The 25,328-nt window shown below is 71.3% G+C and carries 21 protein-coding genes and 1 pseudogene; 12 read left to right on the plus strand and 10 right to left on the minus strand.

All coding sequences use genetic code 11. The features are described 5' to 3' along the window. Positions 1-24: 24 nt before the first annotated feature. Positions 25-798: an SDR family oxidoreductase gene (locus tag L3078_RS40835; protein WP_239759260.1), complete on the minus strand. Its 774-nt coding sequence runs from the start codon at positions 796-798 to the stop codon at positions 25-27. Between the two features lie 126 nt (positions 799-924). Between L3078_RS40835 and L3078_RS40840 the strand changes: the two genes are divergently transcribed. Together L3078_RS40840 and L3078_RS40845 are read left to right on the plus strand one after the other, a co-directional pair. Continuing rightward, on the plus strand, positions 925-1,692 hold the full coding sequence (locus L3078_RS40840; RefSeq protein WP_239759261.1) for an IclR family transcriptional regulator: 768 nt from the start codon (positions 925-927) through the stop codon (positions 1,690-1,692). 69 nt (positions 1,693-1,761) lie between these two features. Then, on the plus strand, positions 1,762-2,559 hold the full coding sequence (locus L3078_RS40845) for an SDR family oxidoreductase (RefSeq protein ID WP_239759262.1): 798 nt from the start codon (positions 1,762-1,764) through the stop codon (positions 2,557-2,559). 128 nt (positions 2,560-2,687) lie between these two features. Here L3078_RS40845 and katG read toward each other — a convergent pair whose 3' ends face one another. From katG to L3078_RS40860, 3 genes are all read right to left on the minus strand, one after another. Continuing rightward, complete coding sequence (gene katG / locus L3078_RS40850) at positions 2,688-4,901, minus strand: catalase/peroxidase HPI (RefSeq protein ID WP_239759263.1); 2,214 nt, start codon at positions 4,899-4,901, stop codon at positions 2,688-2,690. Positions 4,902-4,932: 31 nt separating this feature from the next. Continuing rightward, positions 4,933-5,376, minus strand: a complete 444-nt coding sequence (locus L3078_RS40855) for a Fur family transcriptional regulator (protein WP_239759264.1) — start codon at positions 5,374-5,376, stop codon at positions 4,933-4,935. Between the two features lie 98 nt (positions 5,377-5,474). Continuing rightward, the gene (locus L3078_RS40860) at positions 5,475-6,416 is read right to left on the minus strand and encodes an EamA family transporter (protein WP_239759265.1); all 942 of its coding nucleotides are present in this window, start codon (positions 6,414-6,416) and stop codon (positions 5,475-5,477) included. A gap of 134 nt (positions 6,417-6,550) precedes the next feature. On the opposite strand from L3078_RS40860, the pseudogene L3078_RS40865 reads away from it, so the two are divergent. Further along, positions 6,551-7,148: pseudogene (locus L3078_RS40865) on the plus strand (UdgX family uracil-DNA binding protein). Here the strand turns inward: L3078_RS40865 and L3078_RS40870 are convergent. The 6 genes from L3078_RS40870 to rhaI form a co-directional block, all read right to left on the minus strand. After that, positions 7,145-7,804, minus strand: coding sequence for a LutC/YkgG family protein (locus L3078_RS40870; protein WP_239759266.1), 660 nt, complete (start codon positions 7,802-7,804; stop codon positions 7,145-7,147). The pseudogene L3078_RS40865 and the gene L3078_RS40870 sit on opposite strands and share 4 nt — an antisense overlap. Then, a complete protein-coding gene (locus tag L3078_RS40875; RefSeq protein WP_239759267.1) occupies positions 7,801-9,279 on the minus strand; it encodes a LutB/LldF family L-lactate oxidation iron-sulfur protein in 1,479 nt (492 codons plus the stop codon). Before L3078_RS40875 ends, L3078_RS40870 begins: the two co-directional genes overlap by 4 nt. Next, positions 9,276-10,031 (minus strand): (Fe-S)-binding protein, encoded by a 756-nt coding sequence (locus L3078_RS40880; protein WP_192365550.1) that lies wholly within the window; start codon positions 10,029-10,031, stop codon positions 9,276-9,278. The genes L3078_RS40875 and L3078_RS40880 overlap by 4 nt, the downstream gene beginning before the upstream one ends. Before the next feature lie 148 nt (positions 10,032-10,179). Beyond that, complete coding sequence (locus L3078_RS40885) at positions 10,180-11,643, minus strand: rhamnulokinase (RefSeq protein WP_239759268.1); 1,464 nt, start codon at positions 11,641-11,643, stop codon at positions 10,180-10,182. After that, a complete protein-coding gene (locus L3078_RS40890) occupies positions 11,640-13,679 on the minus strand; it encodes a bifunctional aldolase/short-chain dehydrogenase (protein WP_239759269.1) in 2,040 nt (679 codons plus the stop codon). The genes L3078_RS40885 and L3078_RS40890 overlap by 4 nt, the downstream gene beginning before the upstream one ends. A 256-nt stretch (positions 13,680-13,935) precedes the next feature. Next, positions 13,936-15,096, minus strand: a complete 1,161-nt coding sequence (gene rhaI / locus L3078_RS40895; RefSeq protein WP_239759270.1) for an L-rhamnose isomerase — start codon at positions 15,094-15,096, stop codon at positions 13,936-13,938. 258 nt (positions 15,097-15,354) lie between these two features. On the opposite strand from rhaI, the gene L3078_RS40900 reads away from it, so the two are divergent. The 9 genes from L3078_RS40900 to L3078_RS40940 all read left to right on the plus strand — a co-directional run bounded on the left by L3078_RS40900 (position 15,355) and on the right by L3078_RS40940 (position 25,296). Continuing rightward, positions 15,355-16,872, plus strand: a complete 1,518-nt coding sequence (locus tag L3078_RS40900) for a sugar ABC transporter ATP-binding protein (protein WP_239759271.1) — start codon at positions 15,355-15,357, stop codon at positions 16,870-16,872. Next, positions 16,869-17,909: an ABC transporter permease gene (locus tag L3078_RS40905; protein ID WP_239759272.1), complete on the plus strand. Its 1,041-nt coding sequence runs from the start codon at positions 16,869-16,871 to the stop codon at positions 17,907-17,909. The genes L3078_RS40900 and L3078_RS40905 overlap by 4 nt, the downstream gene beginning before the upstream one ends. After that, positions 17,902-18,915 carry an ABC transporter permease gene (locus L3078_RS40910; RefSeq protein ID WP_239759273.1) on the plus strand — a complete coding sequence of 338 codons (1,014 nt, stop codon included), beginning with the start codon at positions 17,902-17,904 and terminating at the stop codon, positions 18,913-18,915. The genes L3078_RS40905 and L3078_RS40910 overlap by 8 nt, the downstream gene beginning before the upstream one ends. Positions 18,916-18,983: 68 nt before the next feature. Further along, entirely contained in the window at positions 18,984-20,066 is a 1,083-nt protein-coding gene (rhaS, locus tag L3078_RS40915) for a rhamnose ABC transporter substrate-binding protein (RefSeq protein ID WP_239759274.1), read from the plus strand. A 52-nt stretch (positions 20,067-20,118) separates the two neighbouring features. Continuing rightward, positions 20,119-20,439, plus strand: coding sequence for an L-rhamnose mutarotase (locus L3078_RS40920; protein ID WP_030043960.1), 321 nt, complete (start codon positions 20,119-20,121; stop codon positions 20,437-20,439). Positions 20,440-20,500: 61 nt separating this feature from the next. Then, positions 20,501-21,925: a BNR repeat-containing protein gene (locus L3078_RS40925; RefSeq protein ID WP_239759275.1), complete on the plus strand. Its 1,425-nt coding sequence runs from the start codon at positions 20,501-20,503 to the stop codon at positions 21,923-21,925. Between the two features lie 113 nt (positions 21,926-22,038). Beyond that, positions 22,039-23,064, plus strand: a complete 1,026-nt coding sequence (locus L3078_RS40930; protein WP_239759276.1) for a LacI family DNA-binding transcriptional regulator — start codon at positions 22,039-22,041, stop codon at positions 23,062-23,064. Between the two features lie 146 nt (positions 23,065-23,210). Beyond that, the gene (locus L3078_RS40935) at positions 23,211-24,512 is read left to right on the plus strand and encodes an alpha/beta fold hydrolase (protein WP_239760685.1); all 1,302 of its coding nucleotides are present in this window, start codon (positions 23,211-23,213) and stop codon (positions 24,510-24,512) included. Between the two features lie 40 nt (positions 24,513-24,552). Next, positions 24,553-25,296, plus strand: a complete 744-nt coding sequence (locus L3078_RS40940; RefSeq protein ID WP_239759277.1) for a PIG-L deacetylase family protein — start codon at positions 24,553-24,555, stop codon at positions 25,294-25,296. Positions 25,297-25,328: the final 32 nt, after the last annotated feature.

The raw sequence follows: 25,328 nt of genomic DNA on the forward strand, positions 1-25,328 counted from the left end.
GGGGCTCCTTGGGGGTCGGCCGGGTCACAGGACGGACAGCATGCCGCCATCGACGTACAGCAACTGGCCGTTGACGAAGTCGGAGGCGGGGGAGGCGAGGAAGAGCAGGGCGCCGACGAGGTCCTCGACCTTCCCCCAGCGGCCGGCCGGGGTCCGGCCCCGCACCCAGGAGCTGAACTCCTCGTCGGCGACCAGCGCCGAGGTCAGCTCGGTGTCGAAGTAGCCGGGGCCGATGCCGTTGACCTGGATGCCGTGCGGCCCGAGGTCGGCGCACATGCCCTTGGTCAGCATCTTCAGGCCGCCCTTGGTGGCCGCGTAGGGCGCGATGCCGGGCCGTACCGCCTCGCTCTGCAGCGAGCAGATGTTGACGATCTTGCCGTGGCCCCGGGGGACCATCCGGCGGGCGACCTCGCGGCCCACGAGGAAGGCGCTGGTGAGGTTGGTGTCGAGCAGGGTGTGCCAGTCCTCGTCGGTGAAGTCGAGGAACGGGGCGCGGCGTTGGGCGCCGGTGTTGTTGACCAGGATGTCGAGGGGGCCGGCCCCGTCCTCGATCCGGGCGACGGCGCCGGCGACCGACGCGGGGTCGGTGACGTCGAAGGCCTCCGCGAGGACCGCGTCGCCGAACGTGCCGGCCAGCTCCTCGCGGGTGCCCTCGAGGGCGACCGTGTCCCGGCCGTTGAGGACCACCGTGCAGCCGGCCTCCAGGAGACCGACGGCCAGCGCGCGGCCGATGCCCCGGCTCGACCCGGTGACCAGGGCGACCTTTCCGGTGACGTCGAAGAGGGGGTGGCTCGTCATGCGTAGGGTCTCCCTATTTTCCCACTGAGTGGAAAAGTTGTCTGCTCAACGGAAAAACATCGTGGGTGCGGCGGACGGTCGCTGTCAACCGTGGAAGGCTTTTCCACTCAGTGGTAACTTTCCGGCGTGAGCGGCGGTGAGGTACCCACGGACGTGGTCGGACGGGCGATCAGGCTGCTCGTCCTGGTCGGCGAGCACCCGCACGGCATCACCCTGTCCGCACTGGCCCGAGCCAGCGGTGTCCCCGTCAGCACGGCCCACCGGCTGGTCAACTCCCTCTGCCGCGAGGGCCTGGTGGAGTTCGAGACCGACGGCAAGCGCTACAAACCGGGTCTGCGGCTCTTCCAGCTCGGCCAACAGGCCGGTCAGGTGTACGGCTTCGCCGGCACCGCCCTCCCCGTGATGCAGCGCGTGACCCGGCAGACCGAGGAAGCCACCCTGATGTCCGTCCTCGACGGCACCCGGCACCTGTACGTGCACTACGTGGACGGCCCCCTCCCGGTCGGCGTCCGCAGCGACCCGGGCCACCACGGCCCGCTGCACTGCACCTCGATGGGCAAGGTCCTGATGGCCTTCGCCCCCGCCGACGTACGCGCCGACCTCCTGGACCGCGTCGACCTCACCCCGCACGGGCCGAACAGCGTCACCGACCGCGACGTCCTGCGCGCCCACGTCGCCCGCGCCGCCGAACTCGGCTACGCCACCGCCGACGAGGAACACCATCCCGGCCTGCGCGCCGTGGCGGTGCCGATCCTGCGCCCCGACGGCACCGTCTTCGCCGCCCTCTCCACCGCCGCGCCCGCCTTCCGCCGCGGCATGGACGACCTGGTCGCCATGGTGCCGCTGCTGCGGTCGGCGGCGGCCGAGCTGGGCGTCCGGCTGCCGGCCCGTTGACCCCGGCCCCCGTCTGCGGTGAACTGCCCGGAGTCGGGGGCGAGTTCACGGCTGAGGGGGCTGACGGACATGGGAGACCCGGACCGGGGGAGCGCCGGACCGCTCGACGGGAAGACCGCACTGGTCACCGGCGCCGGCACCGGCATCGGCCGGGCGACGGCCCTGATGCTCGCCGAGGAGGGCGCGACGGTGGTCCTCGTCGGCCGGCGACCCCACCCCCTCGACGAGGTGGCCGCCGCGGTCGTCGCCGCCGGGGGCACCGCCCTCGCCCGCCCGGCCCACGTCGAGAACGCCGCCGACGTGGAGGAGCTGATCCGCTGGACCCGGGACACGGCGGGCCCCGTCGACGTCCTCGTCAACAACGCGGGCGGAGCCGGCCGGACGGGCGACGTCCGCCGGGTCGGCGAGGACGAGTGGCACGCCGTCGTCGACGTCAACCTCACCGCGGTCTATCTGCTCACCCGCGCCGTCCTCCCGGACATGCTGGAGCGCGGCGGCGGCTCGATCATCACGATCTCCTCGCTCGCCGCCGTACGGCCCACATCCCTCGGCGGAGCCCCCTACGGCGCGGCCAAGGCGGGCGTGCGCAACTTCATGACCTACCTGCGCCACACCTACGGCGACGACCTCGTCCGCGCCACCTGCGTCCTGCCGGGCGCGGTCGACACCCCGGTCCTGGACAGCCGCCCGGAACCACCGGGCGCGGAGCTGCGGGCTGCCATGGTGCGGCCGGAGGACGTGGCCCGCGCCGTACTGCTGTGCGCCACGCTCCCTCCGCGCACGGTGATCGAGGAACTCGTCATCGCCCCCACCCGGTCGGGACGGACCGGGGGCCGACCCGCGTCAGGGCCGCCGCGGCCGTCTTGAGCAGCGGCTGCTTCGAGGCGGGGTCCCAGGCGGTCAGGGTGGTCTCGTCCGACGAATGCCGCGGCGCACGCGAAAAAGCGACCGGGCCGGCTCCGTGAGGAGCCGGCCCGGCCGCCGTGATCGCGTCGTCAGACCAGGTCGAACCGGTCCAGGTCGGAGACCTTGGCCCAGGCCGCGACGAAGTCCTTCACGAACTTCTCCTTGGCGTCGTCGCTCGCGTAGACCTCGGCGAGGGCACGGAGCTCGGAGTTGGAGCCGAAGACGAGGTCGGCACGGGTGCCGGTCCACTTGACCTCGCCGGTGTCCGCGTCACGGCCCTCGAAGAGGGTCTGGTCGGAGGAGGTGGACTTCCACGTCGTGCCCAGGTCGAGCAGGTTGACGAAGAAGTCGTTGGTGAGGACGCCCGGGGTGTCGGTGAAGACGCCGTGCGAGGACTGGGCGTGGTTGGCGCCCAGGACACGCAGACCACCGACGAGGACCGTCAGCTCGGGGGCGCTCAGCGAGAGCAGGTTCGCCCGGTCGATCAGCAGGTACTCGGCGGGCAGGCGGTTGCCCTTGCCCTGGTAGTTGCGGAAACCGTCGGCCGCCGGCTCCAGCGCGGCGAAGGACTCGGCGTCCGTGTGCTCCTCGGTCGCGTCCACGCGGCCCGGGGTGAAGGGCACCTCGACCGCGTACCCGGCGTCCTTGGCGGCCTTCTCCACCGCGGCGGCACCGCCGAGGACGATCAGGTCGGCCAGGGAGACCTTCTTGGCGCCGGAGTTGAACTCCGCCTGGACGCCCTCCAGGACGCTCAGGACGTGACGCAGGTCGTCCGGGTTGTTGACCTCCCAGCCGCGCTGCGGCTCCAGGCGGATCCGGGCGCCGTTGGCGCCGCCGCGCTTGTCGCTGGAGCGGAAGGTGGAGGCCGACGCCCACGCGGTGGACACCAGCTGCGACACGGTGAGACCCGAGGCGAGCAGCTTGCTCTTGAGCGCCGCGATGTCGGCCGCGTCGATGACCTCGCCCTCGGCCTCCGGCAGCGGGTCCTGCCAGATCAGGGTCTCCGCCGGGACCTCCGGGCCGAGGTACAGCGACTTCGGGCCCATGTCACGGTGGGTCAGCTTGAACCAGGCGCGGGCGAAGGCGTCCGCGAACTGATCGGGGTTCTCGTGGAAGCGCTTGGAGATCTCGCCGTAGATCGGGTCGAAGCGCAGCGAGAGGTCGGTGGTGAGCATCGTGGGCAGCTTCTTGGCGTCGCTGTGGGCGTCGGGGATGATCGCCTGCGCGTCCTTGGCCACCCACTGGTTGGCGCCGGCGGGGCTCTGGGTGAGCTCCCACTCGTAGCCGAAGAGGATGTCGAAGAAGTCGTTGCTCCACTGGGTCGGCTTGGTGGTCCAGGTGACCTCCAGGCCGGAGGTGATGGCGTCGCCACCCTTGCCGGTGCCGTAGGTGGACTTCCAGCCGAGGCCCTGCTGCTCCATGGAGGCGGCCTCGGGGTCGTCGCCCACGTTGTCCGCGGGGCCGGCGCCGTGGGTCTTGCCGAAGGTGTGGCCACCGGCGATGAGGGCGACGGTCTCCTCGTCGTTCATCGCCATCCGGCGGAAGGTCTCACGGATGTCGCGGGCCGCGGCGAGCGGGTCCGGGTTGCCGTTCGGGCCCTCCGGGTTGACGTAGATCAGGCCCATCTGGACGGCGCCGAGCGGGCTCTCCAGCTCGCGGTCGCCCGTGTAGCGCTGGTCGTCCAGCCAGGTGGTCTCGGGACCCCAGTAGACGTCCTCGTCGGCCTCCCAGACGTCGGCGCGGCCGCCGGCGAAGCCGAAGGTCTCGAAGCCCATCTGCTCCAGGGCGACGTTACCGGTGAGGATCATGAGGTCGGCCCAGGAGATGGACTGGCCGTACTTCTTCTTCACCGGCCACAGCAGACGGCGGGCCTTGTCCAGGTTGCCGTTGTCCGGCCAGCTGTTCAGCGGCGCGAAGCGCTGCTGGCCGCGGCCGCCACCGCCGCGGCCGTCGTGGATGCGGTAGGTGCCGGCGCTGTGCCAGGCCATACGGACCATCAGCGGGCCGTAGTTGCCGAAGTCGGCGGGCCACCAGTCCTGCGAGGTGGTCAGCACCTCGGCGATGTCCTGTTTCACGGCCGCGAGGTCGAGGTTGTTGAACGCCTCGGCGTAGTCGAACGTCTCACCGAGGGGGTTCGCGACGACGGGGTCCTTGGCGAGGATCTTCAGGTTGAGCCGCTCCGGCCACCACTGCCGGTTCCCGCCGCCCTGGGTGGGGTGCGCGGCGCGCCCGTGAGCGACCGGGCAGCCTCCCGTCTCCTCGGGCTTCGCGTCGGTGACGATCGCGTCGTGGTTCTCGGTCATCGGGGGAGTCCTTCCGAAAAACGGGGGTGGATCACGGTGCTGAACTGCCGGCTGTGGAGCATGAGGGGCACAGGCCCCAGTAGATGACCTCGGCCTCGTCGATCGCGAAGCCGCGGTCGTCGGAGGCGGTCAGGCACGGGGCGTGCCCGACCGCGCAGTCGACGTCGACCACGACACCGCACGAGCGGCACACGAGGTGGTGGTGGTTGTCCCCGACACGGCCCTCGTACAGGGCCGGGCTGCCGGGTGGTTCGAGGCGGCGCACGAGCCCCGCGCCGGTGAGCGCGTTCAGCGCTTCGTACACGGCCTGGAGCGAGATGTGGCCGACACGATCGCGCACGCCCGAGGCGATCGCTTCGACGCCGAGGTGGTCGCCGTCCCGGACGGTCTCCAGCAGCGCCACGCGCGCGGCCGTCACCCGCAGGCCGGCACCGCGCAGCTCCTCGGCGGTGTTCGGGGGCTGGGATGCGGTCATGGCGACCAACCTACCCCCATAAACACGAACAGTTCAAGAAAACGAACTGTGCAAGTTTTGGGGTGGCTCGCGCCGGGCGACGGCATCGGTCCATGGGATCAGCCCAAAGTGAGCAGCAGGATCGCGATCATGGCGCCGAGGAGTCCGGCCGTCTGCCGGAAGTTCACCCGTTCGTGGAGCAGGGTCAGACCGAGGACCGTGGGGACGGCCGGGTACAGGGACGCCAGGACGACGACCACGGACACCATCTGCCGCTGGGCCGCCCAGAGGTAGAGGATCAACGCGAGCGCGGCCCCCGCCCCGATCGCGGCCGCCGCACCCCACACCGCCACCGGCTGCCGGAACCGTCCGGCCGACCGCCACAGGCCCGGTACCAGCAGGAGGACCGCCGCCGCCCGCCCCGCGACCACCGGCCACACCCCGCTCCCCGCACCGGCCTGGGCCAGCCCGAGGTACTGCACCGCGACACCCACGCTGGCGAGCAGCCCGTCCAGGGCCGCACCCGCCCGGAACCCGGGCACCCCGCCGCCGTCACCGGCCCCCGTCGCGGGGGCGTCACCGTGCCCGACCCCGCCCGACCCGGCCCGGCTGTCGGGCCGGCCGCCGTACGACACCAGCCACAGCGCCGGCACCGTGAGGCCGATGCCCAGCCACGCCACACCTGCGGGCCGGTCACCGAGGAGGAGGACACCGCACAGCACGGACAGCGCGACCCCGGTGAGCGCGCTGACCGGCACCACCACGGTCATGCCGCCCCGGCTCAGACCCCGGTTCAGATACGTCATCGCCATGGCGCTCCCGAGGCCGGAGAGCGCGCCCCACGCCACGTCCACGAGTCGAACGTCCGGCGCCGGCACGGCGAACGCCACCACCAGAGCCAGCAGCAGGCCGCCCGCCTGGCCGAGCAGCGTGACCACGGCGAAGTGCACCCGGCGGGACAACATCCCCCCTGCGAAGTCGACGATGCCGTACAGCGCGGCGGAGGTGAGCGCGAGAAGGGCGGCCATCCGTCCGTGGGTGCCCCACGGGAGCCGATCCATGGTGCATCCCGGTGGGAGAGGGGTACCCGGAATCAGCCCCGAGCCGGACCCCTGCGCGGCGCTCGGGCTCCGTCGAGCGCTGCCGCCCCGGCGAAGCGCTCCGGCCGGGCTTCCCGCCCGAGGAGGTGCCCCGGATGAGCCCCATCGAGCACGCGCGCCCCACCAAGGCGCCCGCCGCGGACCCGCGCGCGTACGACGCCGAGCCGTTCCTCCCTGACCGCGGCGGCCTCCCCGCTCACCGCCGGGCCGCGGCCGACTGCCGGGGCTGCCCCCTGTACGAGGACGCCACCCAGACCGTCTTCGGCAAGGGCGACGCGTCCGCCCGGCTCCTCCTCGTCGGTGAGCAGCCTGGGGACCAGGAGGACAGACAGGGCGAGCCCTTCGTCGGCCCCGCCGGGCGGCTGCTGCGGCGCGCCCTCGACGAGGCCGGCATCGACGCGGACACGACCTATGTGACCAACGCGGTCAAGCACTTCAAGTTCACGCGGCCCCCGGGCGGCGGCAAACGCCGTATCCACAAGGCGCCCGACCTGCGCGAGGTCGCCGCCTGCCGCCCCTGGCTGCTCGCCGAACTCCGCCTGGTCCGGCCCGAGATCGTACGTCGTCGCCACCCTGCACCCCTCCGCCGTGCTCCGCGCCGACGACCGCGACGCCGCGTACGCGGGACTGGTGTCCGACCTCAGGGTGGCCGCCGAGGCGTTGACGGAGAGTGGCCCGCGATCCCGACCCTAGCCCTGGCCGTCACCCCCGGTCACCAGGACCACCTCCAGGGTGCGCGGGCCGTGCACCCCCTCCACCCGGTCCAGTTCGATGTCGCTGGTGGCGGACGGGCCCGAGATCCACGTCAACGGGCGGGTCGGGTCCAGGAGTTCGAGTGCCTGCGGCACCGACGACACCACCTGGTCCGGTACCCGGACGACGCAGATGTGGTGGTCGGGCACGAGGGTGATCCGGCGGCGGCCCTGGTCGGGGGAGCCGTCCAGCACGATCGTGCCGGTCTCGGCGATCGCGAGGGCACAGGCGGTGACGACGCTGTCGACCCGGTCCAACTCGTGCGCGGTGCTCTCGCCCCGGTCCGGCACCCGTGCCAGGTCGGTCGCCGACAGCCATTCCTCGCGCAGCCCCGGCGGCACCAGCACCGTCTTCGAGCCGTGCGCGTGCAACAGCCCGGCGATCATTTCCGCGAGCCCGTCCGCGTCCGCGCGGTGCACGAGCGCCCGATAGTCCGCCAGGTTCTCCGCCAGCAACTCCACCGTCTCGGCGGGGGCCAGCTCCCCGTGCTCGCGGAGATAACCCCGCGGCACGGCCTGCTCGTACGGTGTGTCGTCCCGGCGTACGTCGGCGAGGGCGCGTCGCACCCGACCCAGGATCAGATCCCTGCTGCTCACTTGCCCGTGTCCTTTCCGCCGTTCGTCCTCTGCCACCAGTCCCGGAACGGCTCCGGGGGCAGCGCGGGAAGATCACGGCTGGCGCTCCACGCCTTGCCGGGGCCCGGCAGCGTACGGGGATGGAAGCGCCGCGAGCGCGACGCGAGCCGCTGCCCGGTGCGCAGCGCGCCGGGGCGGCTGAACGCCCACCGTGCCGCCCGCATCGCCGCCCGCTCGGCGCCGTGCCCCTTCGCGGGCTTGAGAACGACCTTGTTGCCGTTCTCCGTCACCGGCCCACCCTGCGCGACCCGCTCCCGCAGATGCACCAGCACCTCGGGGATGTCGATGGCGACCGGGCACACCTCGTAGCACGCGCCGCACAGCGAGGAGGCGTACGGCAGCGAGGAGTCGATCTCGCTTCCCGTGCCCCGGAGTTGAGGGCTGAGGATGGCACCGATCGGGCCCGGGTACACCGAGCCGTACGCGTGGCCGCCCGCCCGCTCGTACACCGGGCATACGTTGAGACAGGCCGAGCAGCGGATGCAGCGCAGGGCCTGCCGGCCGACCTCGTCGGCGAGCGTGTCGGTGCGGCCGTTGTCGATGAGGACCAGGTGGAAGTTCTGCGGCCCGTCCTCGTCGGTCGTGCCCGTCCAGGTGGAGGTGTACGGGTTCATCCGCTCGGCGGTCGAGGAGCGGGGGAGGGTCTGCAGGAACACCTCCAGGTCCTGCCAGGTCGGCACGATCTTCTCGATGCCGACCACCGAGATCAGTGTCTCGGGGAGGGTGAGGCACATCCGGCCGTTGCCCTCGGACTCCACGACCACCAGCGTGCCGGTCTCCGCGACCATGAAGTTGGCGCCGGAGACCCCGACCTTGGCCCGCAGGAACTTCTCCCGCAGGTGCAGCCGCGCCGCCTCCGCCAGCTCGGCCGGCGTGTCGGTCAGACCCTCGGGGGCCGGGCGGCCCCACTCGCTCATCTCGCGCGTGAAGATGTCCCGGATCTCGCCCCGGTTGCGGTGGATCGCCGGGACCAGGATGTGCGAGGGCCGGTCCTTGCCCAACTGCACGATCAGCTCGGCGAGATCGGTCTCGTAGGCGTGGATGCCCTCGGCCTCCAGCGCCTCGTTCAGCCCGATCTCCTGCGTGGCCATCGACTTGACCTTGACGACCTCGCTCTCACCGGTCGCCTTGACGAGATAGGTGACGATCCGGTTGGCCTCGTCCGCGTCGGCGGCCCAGTGGACCGTGCCACCCGCCGCCGTGACCGACTCCTCCAACTGCTCGAGATACCGGTCGAGATGACGGAGCGTGTGGTCCTTGATCTGCTTGCCCGCCTCGCGCAGCTCCGCCCAGTCGGACACCTCCGCGACCGCGGTCGCGCGCTTGGCGCGGATGGTGTGGGTGGCGTGGCGCAGGTTCCCGCGCAGGGTCGTGTTGTGGACGGCCTCGTGCGCGGCCTTCGGGAACGCCGGCATCCCGACGAATGTCCCGCTCATACCAGCGGCTCCTCTTCCGTGCTCGCCAGGATCTCCGCGATGTGGACCGGCCTGACGGCCGTCCGCAACCGGGTCATCGTGCCGCCGATGTGCATCAGGCAGGAGTTGTCGGCCGCGCACAGCACCTCGGCGCCCGTCGACTCGGCGTTGCGCACCTTGTCCGCGCCCATCGCCGCCGAGACGTCGGAGTTCTTCACGGCGAACGTGCCGCCGAAGCCGCAGCACTCGTCGGCACCGGGCAACTCCACCAGCTCCAGCCCCTTCACGGCCTGGAGCAGCCGTCGGGGCCGCTCCCCGAGGCCGAGGCTCCGCAGCCCGTGGCAGGTCGGGTGGTAGGTCACCTTGTGCGGGTAGTACGCGCCGACGTCCGTCACCCCCAGCACGTCCACCAGGAACTCGGTCAGCTCGTACGTCTTCGGCACGACCGGTGCCAGCGTCCGCGCCAGGCCGTCACCGCGCCCCTCCGCCCGCGCCCGCTCGCCCATCCGCGGATACAGCTCCCGCACCATCGCCCCGCACGAGCCGGATGGCGTCACGATCGCCTCGTAATCCCGGAATACATCGGAGAACTTCCGGGCCAGTGGCTCGGCCTCGTGGCGGTACCCGGTGTTGTAGTGCGCCTGCCCGCAGCAGGTCTGACCCATCGGGAAGTCGACGTCCACACCCAGCCTGGTCAGCAGTTTCACCACGGCCCTGCCGGTGTCGGGATAGAGCGTGTCGTTGACACAGGTCAGGAACAGAGCGACACGCATCGCGGCTCCTCGGGGGTCGGTCATCGGATGAGTGCAGACTACGACGCGCGTACGCGAAGAGCGAGGGGTCCCGCGCGACGATCGGCGGGGACGGGCGAATCCGCACGCCGATCGTCGCCGGGGGAGGCCCCGCCGGGGGAGGCCCCGCTCACCTCTGGGTGAGCCGGGCCTCCGCCGCGTGCCAGGCCGCCGGGTCGCCCTGCGGCTCGTACCGCACCAGCGGCTGGGTGCGGGCGAGCAGCCGCCGCATCGAGGCGCGGTCGCCGACCAGGCCGTGGGTGCGGGCCTGGACGAGGACGTTGCCCAGGGCCGCGGCCTCCGCCGGTCCGGCCACCACCGGCAGCCCGCAGGCGTCGGCGGTGAGCTGGCAGAGCAGGGCGTTGCGGGTGCCGCCGCCCACGATGTGGACGACGTCGACGGGGTGGTCGGCCAGCGCCTGGGCCTCGGCGACGGCCCTCCTGTGGGCGAGGGCGAGGGAGTCCAGGATGCACCGGGTGATCTCGGCGGGCGTCTCCGGGACGGGTTGCCCCGACTCCCGGCACGCCTCCGCGATCCGCTCGGGCATCCGGCCGGGCGCGAGGAACGCCGCGTCCCCGGCGTCCACCACCGACCGCAGCGCGGGCACCGCGGCGGCCTCCCGCAGCAGTTGACCCAGATCCGGGTCACCCCACGCCCGTACGCACTCCTGCAGCAGCCACAGCCCCATGATGTTGCGGAGGTAGCGGACCGTGCCGTCGAGCCCCAGCTCGTTGGTGAAGTTGGCCGCCCGGCTCGCCTCCGTCAGCACCGGGGCGTCCAGCTCCAGGCCGGCCAGCGTCCAGGTGCCGGTGCAGATGTAGGCGAACCGCTCGCCGGTCGCCGGCACGGCCGCCACCGCCGAGGCGGTGTCGTGCGACCCGACCGTCGTCACCGGAACCGGGCCGGAGAGCCCCGTGGCCTCCAGCACGTCCGGTCGCAGCAGGCCCGCCGGGTCACCGGGCTGCCGCAGCGGTGCGAACAGGCCGAGGTCGATGCCCAGCCGGTCCGCGACGTCCCGCGACCAGTCACGGGTGCGGGGGTCGATCAGCTGCGTGGTGGAGGCGTTCGTCAGCTCGGTGCCCTGCTCCCCGGTCAGCCAGTACGTCAGCAGATCGGGGACGAGCAACAATCGCGCGGCATACGCGAACTGGGCGGACGACCGGGCGGCGACCAGCTGGTACAGCGTGTTGAAGGGCGCGTACTGCAACCCGGTCGCCGCGTACAGCTCGGCGGCGGGCACGGTCGCCCACACCTTCTCCGCGACACCCTCGGTACGGGCGTCCCGGTAGTGCACCGGATTGCCCAGCAGGGCCCCGTCCGCGTCCAGCAGCCCGTAGTCGACGGCCCAGCTGTCGATCCCGACGGAGTCGACCTGCCCGGAGGCCTTGAGCCCGTCGAGCACCCCCGCGTACAGCGACAGCACGTCCCAGCGCAGTCCCTCGGGCGTGCGCACCGGCCGGTTCGGGAACCGGTGCGCCTCGACGAGGTCCAGCGAGTCCCGCCCCGCGCGGCCGACCATGACGCGCCCGCTGGACGCACCGAGGTCGACCGCCGCGTACGACTTCACGGACCCGCCGGTCGCACGCGTGCTCATCGGAGGAAGGCGGCGGCCACGCCGGCGTCGACCGGGACGTGCAGACCGGTGGTATGCGTCAGCTCCCCGCCGGTCAGCGCGAACACCGCGTTGGCCACGTGCTCGGGGAGCACCTCGCGCTTGAGGATGGTCCGCTGGGCGTAGAACTCGCCGAGCTTCTCCTCCTCGATCCCGTAGGTCGCCGCGCGCTGGGCGCCCCAGCCGGCCGCGAAGATGCCCGAACCGCGCACCACACCGTCGGGGTTGACCCCGTTGACGCGGATGCCGTGCTCGCCCAGCTCGGCGGCGAGCAGCCGCACCTGGTGGGCCTGGTCGGCCTTGGTGGCGGAGTAGGCGATGTTGTTGGGCCCGGCGAAGACGGCGTTCTTCGAGGCGATGTAGACGATGTCGCCGCCCAGCCCCTGCGCGATCATCACGCGGGCCGCCTCACGGGACACCAGGAACGAGCCGCGGGCCATGATGTCGTGCTGCAGGTCCCAGTCCTTCGCGGACGTCTCCAGGAGCGGCTTGGAGATCGAGATGCCGGCGTTGTTGACGACGAGATCGACCCCGCCGAAGGCGAGCGCGGCGGCCTTGAACGCCTCGGTGATCTGCCCCTCGTCCGTCACGTCGACGGTCACGGCGACGGCCTTGTCCGCCCCGCCCAGCTCCTCGGCGACGGCGGCGGCGTTCTCGGCGTTGAGGTCGGCGACGACGACACAGGCCCCCTCGGCCACCAGCCGGTGCGCGATGGCCTTGCCGATCCCGCTGCCCGCACCCGTGACGAGCGCGACCCGGGTCGCCAGCGGCTTGGGCTTCGGCATCCGCTGGAGCTTGGCCTCCTCCAGCGCCCAGTACTCGATGCGGAACTTCTCCGACTCCTCGATCGGCGCGTACGTCGACACCGCCTCGGCGCCCCGCATCACGTTGATCGCGTTGACGTAGAACTCGCCGGCCACCCGCGCGGTCTGCTTGTCCTTGCCGAAGCTGAACATGCCCACGCCCGGGATCAGCACGATCGCCGGGTCGGCGCCGCGCATCGCGGGGGAGTCGGGCTCGGCGTGCCGCTGGTAGTAGGAGGCGTACTCCTCGCGGTACTCGGCGTGCAGCTCCTTGAGCCGGGCGATCGCGGAGTCCAGATCGGTGGTCGGCGGCAGGTCCAGGACCAGCGGCCGGACCTTCGTCCGCAGGAAGTGGTCGGGGCACGAGGTCCCCAGCGCGGCGAGCCGCGGGTGCTCGGCGGCGGCCAGGAAGTCGAGGACCACGTCGGAGTCGGTGAAGTGGCCGACCTGCGCCTTGTCCTGCGAGGCGATCGCCCGGACGTGCGGAGCGAGAGCGGCGGCCCGCGCACGGCGCTCGGCGGTGCCCAGCGCCTCGTATCCCTCTATGACGGGCCCGAAGGGCTCCGCCTTGCCCCTCTCCGCCAGGAACGTCTCGGCGGTACGGATGATGTGCAGCGAGTTCTTCTCGCACTCCTCGGCGGTGTCGCCCCAGGCGGTGATGCCGTGCCCGCCGAGGACGCAGCCGACGGCCTGCGGGTTGGCCTCCTTGATGGCCGCGATGTCCAGCCCCAGCTGGAAGCCGGGCCGCCGCCACGGCACCCACACCACGCTGTCCCCGAAACATTCGGCGGTCAGCTTCTCCCCGTCGGCCGCGCAGGCGAGCGCGATCCCGGAGTCGGGGTGCAGATGATCGACGTGCGCGGCGTCCACGAGACCGTGCATCGCGGTGTCGATCGACGGCGCCGCGCCGCCCTTGCCGTGCAGGCAGTAGTCGAACGCCGCCACCATCTCGTCCTCGCGCTCGACGCCCGGGTAGACGTCGACGAGCGCCCGCATCCGGTCCAGCCGCAGCACGGCGAGCCCGGCCTCGGTCAGGGTGCCCAGGTCGCCCCCGGACCCCTTCACCCACATCAGCTCCACATCACCCCCGGTGACGGGGTCGGTGTCGGTGCCCTTGGCGGACGTGTTGCCGCCGGCGTAGTTGGTGTTCCGGGGATCGGCACCAAGCCGCCGCGACCGGGCGAGCAGGGCTGCGGCTTCGGGGTGGGTTGCCATGTGCGGTCAGTCCTTACGGTGAGATGAGTACGGGGTACGGAGTACGGGGTTCAGCTCGGGACTCGGGGTGCGTCGCCGGGTGCGGGTGAGTGGGGCTTCTCGCGCAGTTCCCCGCGCCCCTAAAAGACCAGGCCCTGCGGGCCTGAAAAGCACGGGGCGGAGCCCCTGCTTTTCAGGGGCGCGGGGAACTGCGCGACCAGCCCCCACCGGGCCCGCGGCCCGCGACGAACAAGAACAGGCAGACGGAACCCGGAGATCAGGCGCCCCACCCGGCCTGCTCTCCCCCCACCCGCTCCTCGACGATCTTCCCCGCCCACCCCGACGCCCGGTACGCCTTCAACGGCTCGGGGTCCAGCCCCATCTCCTCCCGCACCTCCCGCAGCAACGGCCGCACATCCGTGTTGTACGCGTCCATCACGACCGCGTTCGCCTCCAGCACATCCCCGTCGCGCTGAGCAACAGCAAGGGCCCCCCGGTCGACAAGCAGCGCCTTCGCCGTGGCCTCCTGCACGTTCATCACCGACCGGATGATCGCCGGGATCTTCGCCTCGATGTTGTGGCACTGGTCGAGCATGAACGCGACCTCGGGAGTGAACCCGCCCCCACGCACGACCTCGTACATGATCCGGAACAGCTGGAACGGGTCGGCCGCGCCCACCATCAGGTCGTCGTCGGCGTAGAACCGCGAGTTGAAGTCGAACGCGCCGAGCTTCCCCTCCCGCAGCAGCGTCGCCACGATGAACTCGATGTTGGTCCCCGGCGCGTGGTGCCCGGTGTCGACCACGACCTGCGCCTTCGGCCCGAGCTTCAGGCAGTGGGCGTAGGCGGTGCCCCAGTCCGGCACATCGGTCGTGTAGAACGCCGGCTCGAAGAACTTGTACTCCAGCAGCATCCGCTGGTCGTCCCCGAGCCGCTCGTACACCTCGGCGAGGCCCTCGGCCAGCCGGTCCTGGCGCCCGCGGATGTCGTCCTGGCCGGGATAGTTCGTCCCGTCCGCGAACCACAGCTTCAGATCGCGCGAACCGGTCGCGTCCATGATGTCGACGCACTCCAGCAGGTGGTCGACGGCCTTGCGGCGGATCGCCGCGTCCGGGTGGCAGATGCTGCCCAGCTTGTAGTCGTCGTCCTGGAAGGTGTTGGAGTTGATGGCGCCCAGCTTCACGCCGCGCTCCTCGGCGTGCTTCGCCAGCGCCGCGTAGTCGTCCACCTTGTCCCACGGGATGTGCAGCGCCACGGTCGGCGCCACGCCCGTGAACTCGTGGACCTTGCCGGCGTCGTCCAGCTTCTCCCAGGGGTCGCGCGGTACACCCGCCTGGGCGAACACCTTGAAACGGGTTCCGGAGTTTCCGTACGCCCACGACGGCGTCTCGACGGCCTGTGTCTTGAGGGCGGCCTTCACCGCGGCGAGCTCGGTCACGTCAGGGCTCCTACCGGCTTTGATGTCTGAAACGATTCAGCACCGGAAACTATGAGCGACACGCCGGGCTGTCAACCCCCCAGGTCAAGCCAGCTTTCCGTGACTCGGTCGTGACCTCTCATATCGAAAAATTTTCGACCGAAACCCATTGACGTGACCTGCGAGTGATGCCTAACGTCCCGGCAACCAAGTTGAAACCTTTCACGACGCAGTGAGGCAGCTTCTCCGCTAGCCACCGGCCGTCGTCGAGGAGCCCCCATGACCCACCGGTCCGACAAGGGTCCGGCCCCCGTTCTCGCTCTGAAGGGCGTCTCCAAGTCCTTCGGCGCCGTACGCGCCCTGCGGGACGTGTCCCTGGAACTGTTCCCGGGCGAGGTGCACGCACTAGCCGGAGAGAACGGCGCGGGCAAGTCGACCCTCATCAAGAGCCTCGCCGGGGTGCACCGACCGGACTCCGGTCAGGTGCTCCTCGACGGCGAGCCCACCGTGTTCCACGGCCCGGCCGACGCACGGGACGCCGGCATCGCCGTCATCTACCAGGAGCCCACGCTCTTCCCCGACCTTTCGATCGCCGAGAACATCTTCATGGGCCGCCAGCCGCGGCGCGCCCTCGGCCGCATCGACCACAAGGCCACCCACGCGGCCACCCTCGCGCTGATGCAGCGGCTCGGTGTCGAACTCGACCCCGACCGCCCCGCGCGCGGCCTGTCCATCGCCGACCAGCAGATCGTCGAGATCGCCAAGGCGCTCTCCTTCGACGCCCGCGTCCTGATCATGGACGAGCCGACGGCGGCCCTCACCGGCAGCGAGGTGGCCCGGCTCTTCGGTGTCGTCCGCACGCTGCGCGAGCAGGGCTCGGCCGTCCTCTTCATCTCCCACCGCCTGGAGGAGATCTTCCAGATCTGCCAGCGCGTCACCACCCTGCGCGACGGGGCCTGGATCTCCAGCGAACCGATCGACGGCATGACCGAGGACGACCTGGTCCGCCGCATGGTCGGCCGCGACCTGGACGAGCTGTACCCGAAGCAGGAGGTCGAGCCGGGCGAGGTCGCGCTCAGCGTGCGCCGGCTGACCCGCGAGGGTGTCTTCACCGACGTCTCCTTCGACGTCCGCCGGGGCGAGATCGTCGGCCTGGCCGGCCTCGTCGGCGCCGGCCGTACGGAGGTCGCGCGCGCCGTCTTCGGTGTCGACCGCTGGGACGCGGGCGAGGTCACCCTCGACGGCAAGGCGCTCACCAACGGCGCCCCCTCCACCGCGATGGCCGCCGGGCTCGCCCTGGTCCCCGAGGACCGCCGCGCCCAGGGCCTGGTGATGGACATGTCCATCGAGCGCAACATCGGCCTCACCGGACTCCGTACGACCGTGAAGGCCGGCCTGATGGACCGGGGCGCCGAGCGCAGCCGCTCCCTCGACTGGGCGGTCAAGCTCCAGGTCAAGTACGCCCGGATCGCCGACACCGTCAACACCCTGTCGGGCGGCAACCAGCAGAAGGTCGTCCTCGCCAAGTGGCTCGCCACCGGACCGAAAGTGCTGATCGTCGACGAGCCCACCCGGGGCATCGACGTCGGCACCAAGGCCGAAGTGCACCGTCTGCTCAGCGAGTTGGCCGCCGACGGCGTGGCCGTGCTGATGATCTCCTCCGACCTGCCCGAGATCCTCGGTATGGCCGACCGCGTGCTCGTGATGCACGAGGGCCGGCTCACCGCCGAGATCCCTCGCTCCGAAGCCACCGAGGAATCCGTGATGGCCGCAGCCACCGGGAGGGCCGCCGCATGACGGTGACCACCCCTCAGAACACCCCCGTCACCGAGGTGCCCAAGTCCAGCGGCACCCGGCTGGTGGACCGCGTCTTCAAGATGCGCGAACTCGCCATCCTGGTCGTCTTCCTGGTGATGATCGTCGTCACCCAGCTGGGCAACAGCGAGTTCCTCACCGAGCAGGGCATCAAGGACCTGCTGCTCAACGGAACCATCCTGGTGCTGGTCGCCGTCGGCCAGTCACTGGTCGTCATCACCCGCAACGTCGACCTCTCGGTCGGCTCCACCCTCGGCATCAGCGCCTTCGCCGCCGGTACGTACCTCCAGGGCGGCGGCAACGCGGTCGTGGCCGTGCTCATGGCGGTCCTGATGGGCATCGGCTTCGGCCTGCTGAACGGGCTGCTCGTCAGCCTCGGCCAGGTGCCCGCCCTCGTCGTCACCCTCGGCACGCTGTACATCATCCGCGGCATCGACTCCATCTGGGTCGGCTCCCGCCAGATCGTCGCCTCCGGACTCCCCGACGGCTTCATCGACTTCGGCTCCGGCGGCATCTCCGCGGTGCCCTACCTCGCCCTGATCGCGCTGGCGGTCCTGGTGGCCACGGCGTACTACCTGAAGCACTTCGGCAGCGGACGCGAGCTGTACGCGCTCGGCTCCAACCCGGAGGCCGCCCGCCTGGCCGGCATCCCGGTCCGCAAGCGGATCCTGATGGCGTACACCTTCTGCGGCGCCCTCGCCGGCCTCGCCGGCGCGCTCTACCTGGCCCGCTTCGGCAACGTCGACTCCAGCACCGGCAACGGCTACGAACTCACCGTCGTCAGCGCGGTCGTGGTCGGCGGCGTGGTCTTCACCGGCGGCTCCGGCAGTGTCTACGGCGCGGCGCTCGGCGCCCTGCTGCTGACCTCCATCAACAGCGTGCTGCCCGCCCTCGGCGTCAGCTCGGTGTGGGTGCTCGCCATCAACGGCATCCTGCTCATCCTCGCCATCGCCGTGGACCGCGTGGTCGCGGTGCGTGTGGCGACCGCTCTGAAGAAGAGGAACGCCCGCCATGGCTGACTCCACCCTGTCGCGTGCGATCCGCTGGGACACGGTCGTCGGCGCCCTCCTCATCGTGGTGCTCCTGCTGTCCTTCACCACCGTCGACGGTTTCGGCAACGCGCTCAATCTGTCCTTCCTCATCGGCAACACCCTGCCGATCGCGCTGGTCGCCCTGCCGATGACCCTCCTCGTGGTCTCCGGCGAGATCGACCTGTCGGTCGCCTCCACCGCCGGTCTCTCCGGCGCGGTGATGGGCGCCCTGTGGAACCAGGGCATGACCATCGAGACGATCATCCCGATCTGTCTGGCCCTCGGCGTGGTCTGCGGACTGATCAACGGCCTGCTGGTCACCAAGCTCGGCCTGTCCTCGCTCGCCGTCACCATCGGCACGCTCGCCGCCTACCGGGGCATCGCGCAGATCGTCCTCGGCTCCGACGCGGTCACCGACTTCCCCACCCCGTACCTGGACTTCGCGGCCGGCCGGATCGGCGACAGCTTCGTCCCGCAGGCCTTCATCCCCTTCCTGGTCCTGCTGGTGATCGCCGTGATCGCCCTGCACGCCACCCCCTTCGGCCGCTCGGTCTTCGCGACCGGAGCGAGCGAGGAGGCCGCCCGGTTCGCCGGCATCCGCGTCAAGCGGCAGAAGCTGATCCTCTTCACGGTGACCGGCCTGATGGCCGCCCTCACCGGCGTCTTCTGGGCCCTGCACTACGCCAGCGCCCGCTACGACAACGCCACCGGGCTCGAACTCTCGGTCGTCGCGGCCGTACTCCTCGGCGGTATCGACTTCGACGGCGGCAAGGGCACCCTCGGCGGCGCGATCGCCGGCGTGTTCCTCCTCGGCACCCTGCAGAACGTCATGAGCCTCCAGGACGTCTCCGCCCAGTCGCAGATCGTCGTCACCGGCGTCCTGCTCGTCCTCTCCGTGCTCGGCCCCCGGGTCGCACGCCAGATCTCCGTCGCCAGGGCCGGCCGCAGAGCCGCCTCGGCGCCGGTCACCAAGGCGCCCACTCCAGCCCCCTGACGGCTGGGCCCCCACCGCCGACCCCCGCACCGCACACCCGCCCGCCCCTCCGTATCAAAGGACCCCTCATGCGCAAGGCAACCCTCCGCCGTTCCTGTGCGGCGCTCGCCGCCGTCACCTCCTTCGCCCTCGGCGTCACCGCCTGCGGCGGCACCACGAAGAGCGACGTCAAGGACGACTCCGCCTCCGCACAGGCCACCGGCAAGGCCGACCCCAACGCCGAACTGAAGAAGGGCCTGACCGTCGGCTTCCTGCCGAAGCAGGTCAACAACCCGTACTTCACCTCCGCGGACAAGGGCGGCGAGACGGCGCTGAAGGAGCTGGGCTCCAGCTACAAGGAGGTCGGCCCGTCCAGCGCCACGGACACCTCCGGCCAGGTCACCTACGTCAACACGCTCACCCAGCAGCAGGTCGACGCGATGGCCGTCTCCGCGCAGGACCCGGGCGCCCTGTGCCCCGCGCTCAAGCAGGCCATGAGCAACGACATCAAGGTCGTCACCTACGACTCCGACACCAAGCCGGAGTGCCGCAACGCCTTCGTCTCGCAGGCCAGCGCCGAGGACCTCGGCCGCACCGAGGTCCAGCTGCTCGCCGAGCAGATCGGCTACAAGGGCGAGATCGCGATCCTGTCCGCCGCGCAGACCGCGACCAACCAGAACACCTGGATCGAGTTCATGAAGGACGAACTCAAGGACCCCAAGTACAAGGACATCAAGCTCGTCAAGGTCGCCTACGGTGACGACGACGCCCAGAAGTCCTTCCAGCAGACCCAGGGCCTGCTCCAGGAGTACCCGAACCTGAAGGGGATCATCTCCCCGACCACGGTCGGCATCAAGGCCGCCGCCCAGTACCTGTCGGGCTCCAAGTACAAGGGCAAGGTCAAGCTGACCGGCCTCGGCACCCCCAACGACATGCGCAAGTACGTCAAGGACGGCACGGTCGAGGGCTTCGAGCTGTGGGACCCGGCGAAGCTCGGCGAGCTGGCCGCCCGCACCGCCGTGGCCCTGGTCTCCGGCCAGATCACCGGCAAGGAGGGCGAGACCTTCACCGCCGGTGACATGGGCGAGTACACCATCGGCAAGGACGGCGTCATCAGCCTCGGCAAGCCCACGGTGTTCAACAAGGAGAACATCGACAAGTTCAACTTCTGATCACCGCAGCCGAGTTACAGCCACCCCCCTCACCCCCCAGGAGCGGTATCTCATGCAGCGCGTCTGCTTCCTCCTCAAGGTCCGCCAGGACCGGATCGACGAGTACCGCGAGCGGCACGCCGCCGTGTGGCCGGAGATGCTCGAAGCACTCTCGGCCACCGGCTGGCACAACTACTCCCTCTTCCTGCGCGACGACGGCCTGCTCGTCGGCTACCTGGAGACCGAGGACTTCCAGGCCGCGCTCGCCGGCATGGAGGCCGCCGAGGTCAACGCCCGCTGGCAGAAGGAGATGGCGCCGTTCTTCGAGTCCCTCGACGGCGCCCGGCCCGACGAGGCCATGAAGCCGCTCACCGAGGTCTTCCACCTCGCCTGAGCCCCCCGACGCAGCACCCTCCCCCCCCTCCCCACCTCGCTCGACAACGGAGTCCCCCGAGATGAAGAGACGTACGCTGCTCGGCGCCGCACTCGCCGGTGCCGTCGTGAGCCCCGCCCTCGGCGCCGCCACCGCCCGCGCCGCCGACCCCGGCCCCTCGGTCACCCAGACCGGCAACACCCTGCTCGACAGCCAGGCCATCTACTTCGTGTCCTACGACGGTCTGGTCAACAACAACGCGTTCCAGAAGAACGCCCTGCTCACCTACAAGGGCTACCAGTACGCCGTCTGGTACACCGCCGACCGCAACGCCGTCGTCGGCCGCCGCGTCCTCGGCTCCGGCACCTGGTCCACCGTCAAGGTCGGCCACACGCTGCGCTACAACGACTCCCACAACGTCATCTCCATGGGCGTCTCCAAGGTCGACGGCCGCCTCCACCTGAACATGGACTCGCACAGCGACGGCTTCACCTACGTCAAGTCCGTCGCCGGGCTCATGGACAACCCGGCCGGCCTGAGCTGGACCACGAGCCGCTTCGGCGCCCCGCAGTCCACCCTCGACGGACTCGCGCTCACCTCGCAGTTCACCTACCCGCAGTTCATCTCGATGCCCGACGGCAAGCTCCAGCTGAGCTACCGCGCCGGCATCTCCGGCAACGGCCGCAACGCCCTCGCCGAGTACAACGGCACCTCCTGGACCAACCTCGGCGAGTGGACGTCCTCCACCGGCACCTACACCAGCGAGCACGGCTCCTCGACGGCCCGCAACATGTACCTGCACGGCATCGACTACGACCGCAACGGGCGCCTGCACGCCCTGTTCACCTGGCGCGAGCAGAACAACGCCGTGATGTGCAACAGCGGCGGCATCACCAACCACGACACCGGCTACGTGTACTCCGACGACCTCGGCCGCACCTGGCGCAACAACGCGGGCGCCGTCGTCGGCACCACCGGCGGCTCCGACAAGGTCTCCGTCACCGACGCCGGCCTCGTCGTGGACGCGCTCAACCCGGACCACTCCCTGATGAACCAGGAGAGCCAGTGGACCGACTCCGCCGGCCGACCGCACGCCATCATCAGCTACGTCCCCGGCCGCTTCGGCCAGTGCACGACCAACTACGTCGCCAACCGCACCGCCAACGGCCGCGCCTTCCTCGTCCGCAAGAGCGCCTCCGGCCCCTGGACGAAGACCGAGATACCGGTGCCGCTGAACTCCAGCCAGCGCACCAAGCTGGTCATGGACAAGTACAACAACGCCTACGCGCTCTTCCCGTTCGGCCGGATCGCCGGAGCCACGGCGGCCTCCGGGCACACCGACTGGAAGATCCTGTTCGACGGGTCCGGGCTGAACGCCTTCGGCGAGGTCGTGTTCGACGAGAGCCGGATCGCCCAGGACAACGTCCTGTCCGTGATGTACCAGGTGAAGTCGAGCGGCACCACACCGTCGGCGCTCCGCGTGATCGACTTCGCCCTGCCCGCCTGACACCCCCGTACGAGGGTAACGTTCCACCTCCTGACCGGGCCGTTCGCGCGGCGGCCCGGCGGTAATGTGAACGTATGCCCGCCGCTCCGTACCTTTCTGGAGGTCCCCGTCCGATGTCGCAGTCGGTGGGTATCAAGGACGTCGCCGCCGCCGCCGGAGTCTCCGTCGGCACGGTCTCGAACGTCATCAACCGGCCGGACTCGGTGGCCTCCGGCACCCGGGCCCGTGTGCTGGCCGCCATCGACCGCCTCGGCTACGTCCGCAGCGAGTCGGCGCGCCAGCTGCGGGCCGGGCGGAGCCGCATCATGGGGCTGCTCGTGCTCGACATGGGCAACCCCTTCTTCGTCGACGTCGCGCGCGGTGCCGAGCGGGCCGCGCGCGACGCCGGACTCGGCGTGATGGTCTGCAACAGCGCGCAGAGCGCGGGGGAGGAGTCCGAGTACCTCTCGCTCTTCGCCGAACAGCGCGTGCGCGGGGTGCTGCTGACCCCCGCCGACGCCACGGGACGCAACATCGCGGCGTTCCGCCGCCACGGCATCCCCTTCGTCCTCGTCGACCGGGTCGCCGAGGGCACCACCGAGTGCTCGGTCTCCGTCGACGACGTCGCGGGCGGTGCCCTCGCCGTGCGTCACCTGGTGGACGCGGGGCACCGTTCCATCGCGTACGTCAGCGGACCGGCCGGTCTCAACCAGGTCCGCGACCGCCGTACGGGTGCCCTGAACGCCCTGCAGGAGGCGGGACTCGGCCCCGAGGCCCTGCGGGAACTGCCCACCGAGCGCCTCGACGTGGCCGCCGGCCGGGACGCGGGCGCCCGCCTCCTCGGCCTCGCCGACCGCCCCACCGCCGTCTTCTGCGCCAACGACCTGCTCGCCCTCGGTGTGCTCCAGGCCATGTACGCGGCCGGGGTGAGCGTCCCCGGCGACCTCGCCATCGTCGGCTACGACGACATCGAGTTCGCCGCCGCGGCCGCCGTCCCCCTCACCTCCGTACGGCAGCCCGCCGTCACCATGGGCGCCCTCGCCGCCGAACTCCTGCTGGAGGAGACCGAGGCCGAGACCGCGACCGTCCCGCACGAGCACCGGCGGGTCGTCCTCCAGCCGGAACTGGTCGTGCGGCGCTCCAGCCTCTCGGCGCGCTGAGCGCCCGTTCAGTAGTCGGGCACCGGCGGCGGCCGGCGTACTGAGCCCCGGTTCAGCGAGAATTTCTTGATCCACGGGGTCGGCCGGGCGGAGAATCTGTGCTGGACTGGACCACGGCCTGGAATCCGTCCGCTCAGGGAGCCCTGTTGTCCGTCAGCTACCGGCAGCCCGGTGTCGTCCTCACCGACCGCCGTTTCACCGTCCCCCTCGACCACCACGACCCGGCGGGGGAGCGGATCGAGCTCTACGCGCGCGAGGTCGTCGCGAGCGACAAGGCGGACGCCGAACTGCCCTGGCTGGTCTATCTGCAAGGCGGCCCCGGCTTCGGAGCGAACCGCTTCGTCGGCCGTGAGGCCTGGCTGGACCGGGCCCTGAAGGAGTACCGGGTGCTGCTCCTGGACCAGCGCGGCACCGGCGCCTCCACCCCCGCCAACCGCCAGACCCTTCCGCTGCGCGGCGGCCCCGCCGAACAGGCCGACTACCTGGCCCACTTCCGCGCCGACTCCATCGTCCGCGACTGCGAGGCCATCCGTCCCGAGGTCACCGGCGGCGCCCCCTGGGCCGTCCTCGGCCAGAGCTTCGGCGGCTTCTGCGCGGTCACCTATCTCTCGATCGCCCCCGAAGGGCTGAGCACCGCCGTCATCACCGGCGGACTGCCGACGCTGGACGGCCACGCGGACGACGTGTACCGCGCCGCCTACCCGCGCATCGAGCGCAAGGTCGCCGCGCACTACGCCCGCTACCCGCAGGACATCGAGCGGGTCCGCCGGATCGCCGAGCACCTCCTGGAACACGAGATCGTGCTGCACGGCGGTCACCGGCTCACCGTCGAGGCCTTCCAGTCCCTCGGCATCCTCCTCGGCCGCGGTGACGGCAGCCACCGGCTGCACTACCTGCTGGAGGACGCCTTCGTCCGCACCCCGCAGGGCCCCGCGCTCTCCGACGCGTTCCAGGAGGCGGTCCAGGGCCTGCTCTCCTTCGCCGGGCACCCCCTGTACGCCCTCGTCCACGAGGCCTGCTACGGCCAGGGCGAACGGCCCACCGCCTGGTCCGCCGAGCGGGTGCGCGCCGAGTTCCCGCAGTTCGACGCCGCCAAGACGCTCACCGGCGACGGGCCGGTCCTGTTCACGGGTGAGTCCGTCCACCCCTGGACGTTCGCCACCGACCCGGCCCTGCGCCCCCTGAGCGACACCGCCGAGGCACTGGCCGCCCGCACCGACTGGGCCCCGCTGTACGACCCGGCCCGCCTCGCCGCCAACGAGGTCCCGGTCGCCGCCGCGATCTACCACGACGACATGTACGTCGACACCGCCCACTCCCTCGCGACGGCCCGCTCGATCCGGGGCCTGCGCACCTGGGTCACGGACGAGTTCGAACACGACGGCGTACGCGCCGGGGGCCCGAGGGTGCTGGACCGGCTGCTGGCGCTGACCCGCGACGAGGAGTGAACACGAGCCGGCCGTCCGCGCCCCGGGTTACCGTGCCGGTATGACCGAGCCGCAGCAGGACCAGCTCAAGCCCCTGCCCGACGACTGGCGGCGCGCCCTCGCCGTCGTGGCCCACCCGGACGACCTCGAATACGGCTGCTCGGCGGCGATCGCCGCGTGGACCGACGCGGGCCGTGAGGTCGCGTACGTCCTGGCGACCCGCGGCGAGGCAGGGATCGACACGCTGGAGCCCGCGCTGTGCGGCCCGCTGCGGGAGCGGGAGCAGCGGGCGAGCGCGGCCGTCGTGGGTGTGTCGGTGGTCGAGTTCCTCGACCACCGGGACGGCGTCGTCGAGTACGGGCCCGCGCTGCGCCGGGACATCGCGGCCGCGATCCGCCGGCACCGCCCGGAACTGCTCATCACCCTCAACCACCGCGACACCTGGGGCGGCGTCGCCTGGAACACCCCCGACCATGTGGCGGTGGGGCGTGCCACGCTCGACGCCGCCGGGGACGCCGGGAACCGCTGGATCTTCCCCGAACTCGTCGAACAGGGCCTGGAACCCTGGGACGGCGTCCGCTGGGTCGCCGTCGCCGGCTCCTCCAGCCCCACCCACGCGGTCGACGCCGGCCCCGGCCTCGAACGCGCCGTCGCCTCCCTCCTCGAACACCGCACGTATCTGGAAGTGCTGACGAAGGACGACCCCGAGACGTACGTGCGCGACTTCCTCACCGGCGTCGCCCGGACCACGGGGGAGCGGTTCGGCGGCAGACCGGCCGTCGCCTTCGAGGTGTTCGCCCGCTGACGGGGAGAGCGACGGCGGCTCGTTAGGGTGAA

Source organism: Streptomyces deccanensis (genome assembly GCF_022385335.1).
Classification (GTDB): Bacteria; Actinomycetota; Actinomycetes; order Streptomycetales; family Streptomycetaceae; genus Streptomyces; species Streptomyces deccanensis.

Bases quoted from the DNA above. Each gene is read 5' to 3' on its own strand.
- L3078_RS40855 (WP_239759264.1), bottom strand. From the start codon at position 5,376: ATGACCGCATCCCAGCCCCCGAACACCGCCGAGGAGCTGCGCGGTGCC.
- L3078_RS40900 (WP_239759271.1), top strand. From the start codon at position 15,355: ATGACCCACCGGTCCGACAAGGGTCCGGCCCCCGTTCTCGCTCTGAAG.
- katG (WP_239759263.1), bottom strand. From the start codon at position 4,901: ATGACCGAGAACCACGACGCGATCGTCACCGACGCGAAGCCCGAGGAG.
- L3078_RS40835 (WP_239759260.1), bottom strand. From the start codon at position 798: ATGACGAGCCACCCCCTCTTCGACGTCACCGGAAAGGTCGCCCTGGTC.
- L3078_RS40880 (WP_192365550.1), bottom strand. From the start codon at position 10,031: ATGCGTGTCGCTCTGTTCCTGACCTGTGTCAACGACACGCTCTATCCC.
- L3078_RS40875 (WP_239759267.1), bottom strand. From the start codon at position 9,279: ATGAGCGGGACATTCGTCGGGATGCCGGCGTTCCCGAAGGCCGCGCAC.
- rhaS (WP_239759274.1), top strand. From the start codon at position 18,984: ATGCGCAAGGCAACCCTCCGCCGTTCCTGTGCGGCGCTCGCCGCCGTC.
- L3078_RS40890 (WP_239759269.1), bottom strand. From the start codon at position 13,679: ATGGCAACCCACCCCGAAGCCGCAGCCCTGCTCGCCCGGTCGCGGCGG.
- L3078_RS40885 (WP_239759268.1), bottom strand. From the start codon at position 11,643: ATGAGCACGCGTGCGACCGGCGGGTCCGTGAAGTCGTACGCGGCGGTC.
- L3078_RS40940 (WP_239759277.1), top strand. From the start codon at position 24,553: ATGACCGAGCCGCAGCAGGACCAGCTCAAGCCCCTGCCCGACGACTGG.
- L3078_RS40920 (WP_030043960.1), top strand. From the start codon at position 20,119: ATGCAGCGCGTCTGCTTCCTCCTCAAGGTCCGCCAGGACCGGATCGAC.
- L3078_RS40925 (WP_239759275.1), top strand. From the start codon at position 20,501: ATGAAGAGACGTACGCTGCTCGGCGCCGCACTCGCCGGTGCCGTCGTG.
- L3078_RS40905 (WP_239759272.1), top strand. From the start codon at position 16,869: ATGACGGTGACCACCCCTCAGAACACCCCCGTCACCGAGGTGCCCAAG.
- L3078_RS40860 (WP_239759265.1), bottom strand. From the start codon at position 6,416: ATGGATCGGCTCCCGTGGGGCACCCACGGACGGATGGCCGCCCTTCTC.
- L3078_RS40845 (WP_239759262.1), top strand. From the start codon at position 1,762: ATGGGAGACCCGGACCGGGGGAGCGCCGGACCGCTCGACGGGAAGACC.
- L3078_RS40910 (WP_239759273.1), top strand. From the start codon at position 17,902: ATGGCTGACTCCACCCTGTCGCGTGCGATCCGCTGGGACACGGTCGTC.
- L3078_RS40930 (WP_239759276.1), top strand. From the start codon at position 22,039: ATGTCGCAGTCGGTGGGTATCAAGGACGTCGCCGCCGCCGCCGGAGTC.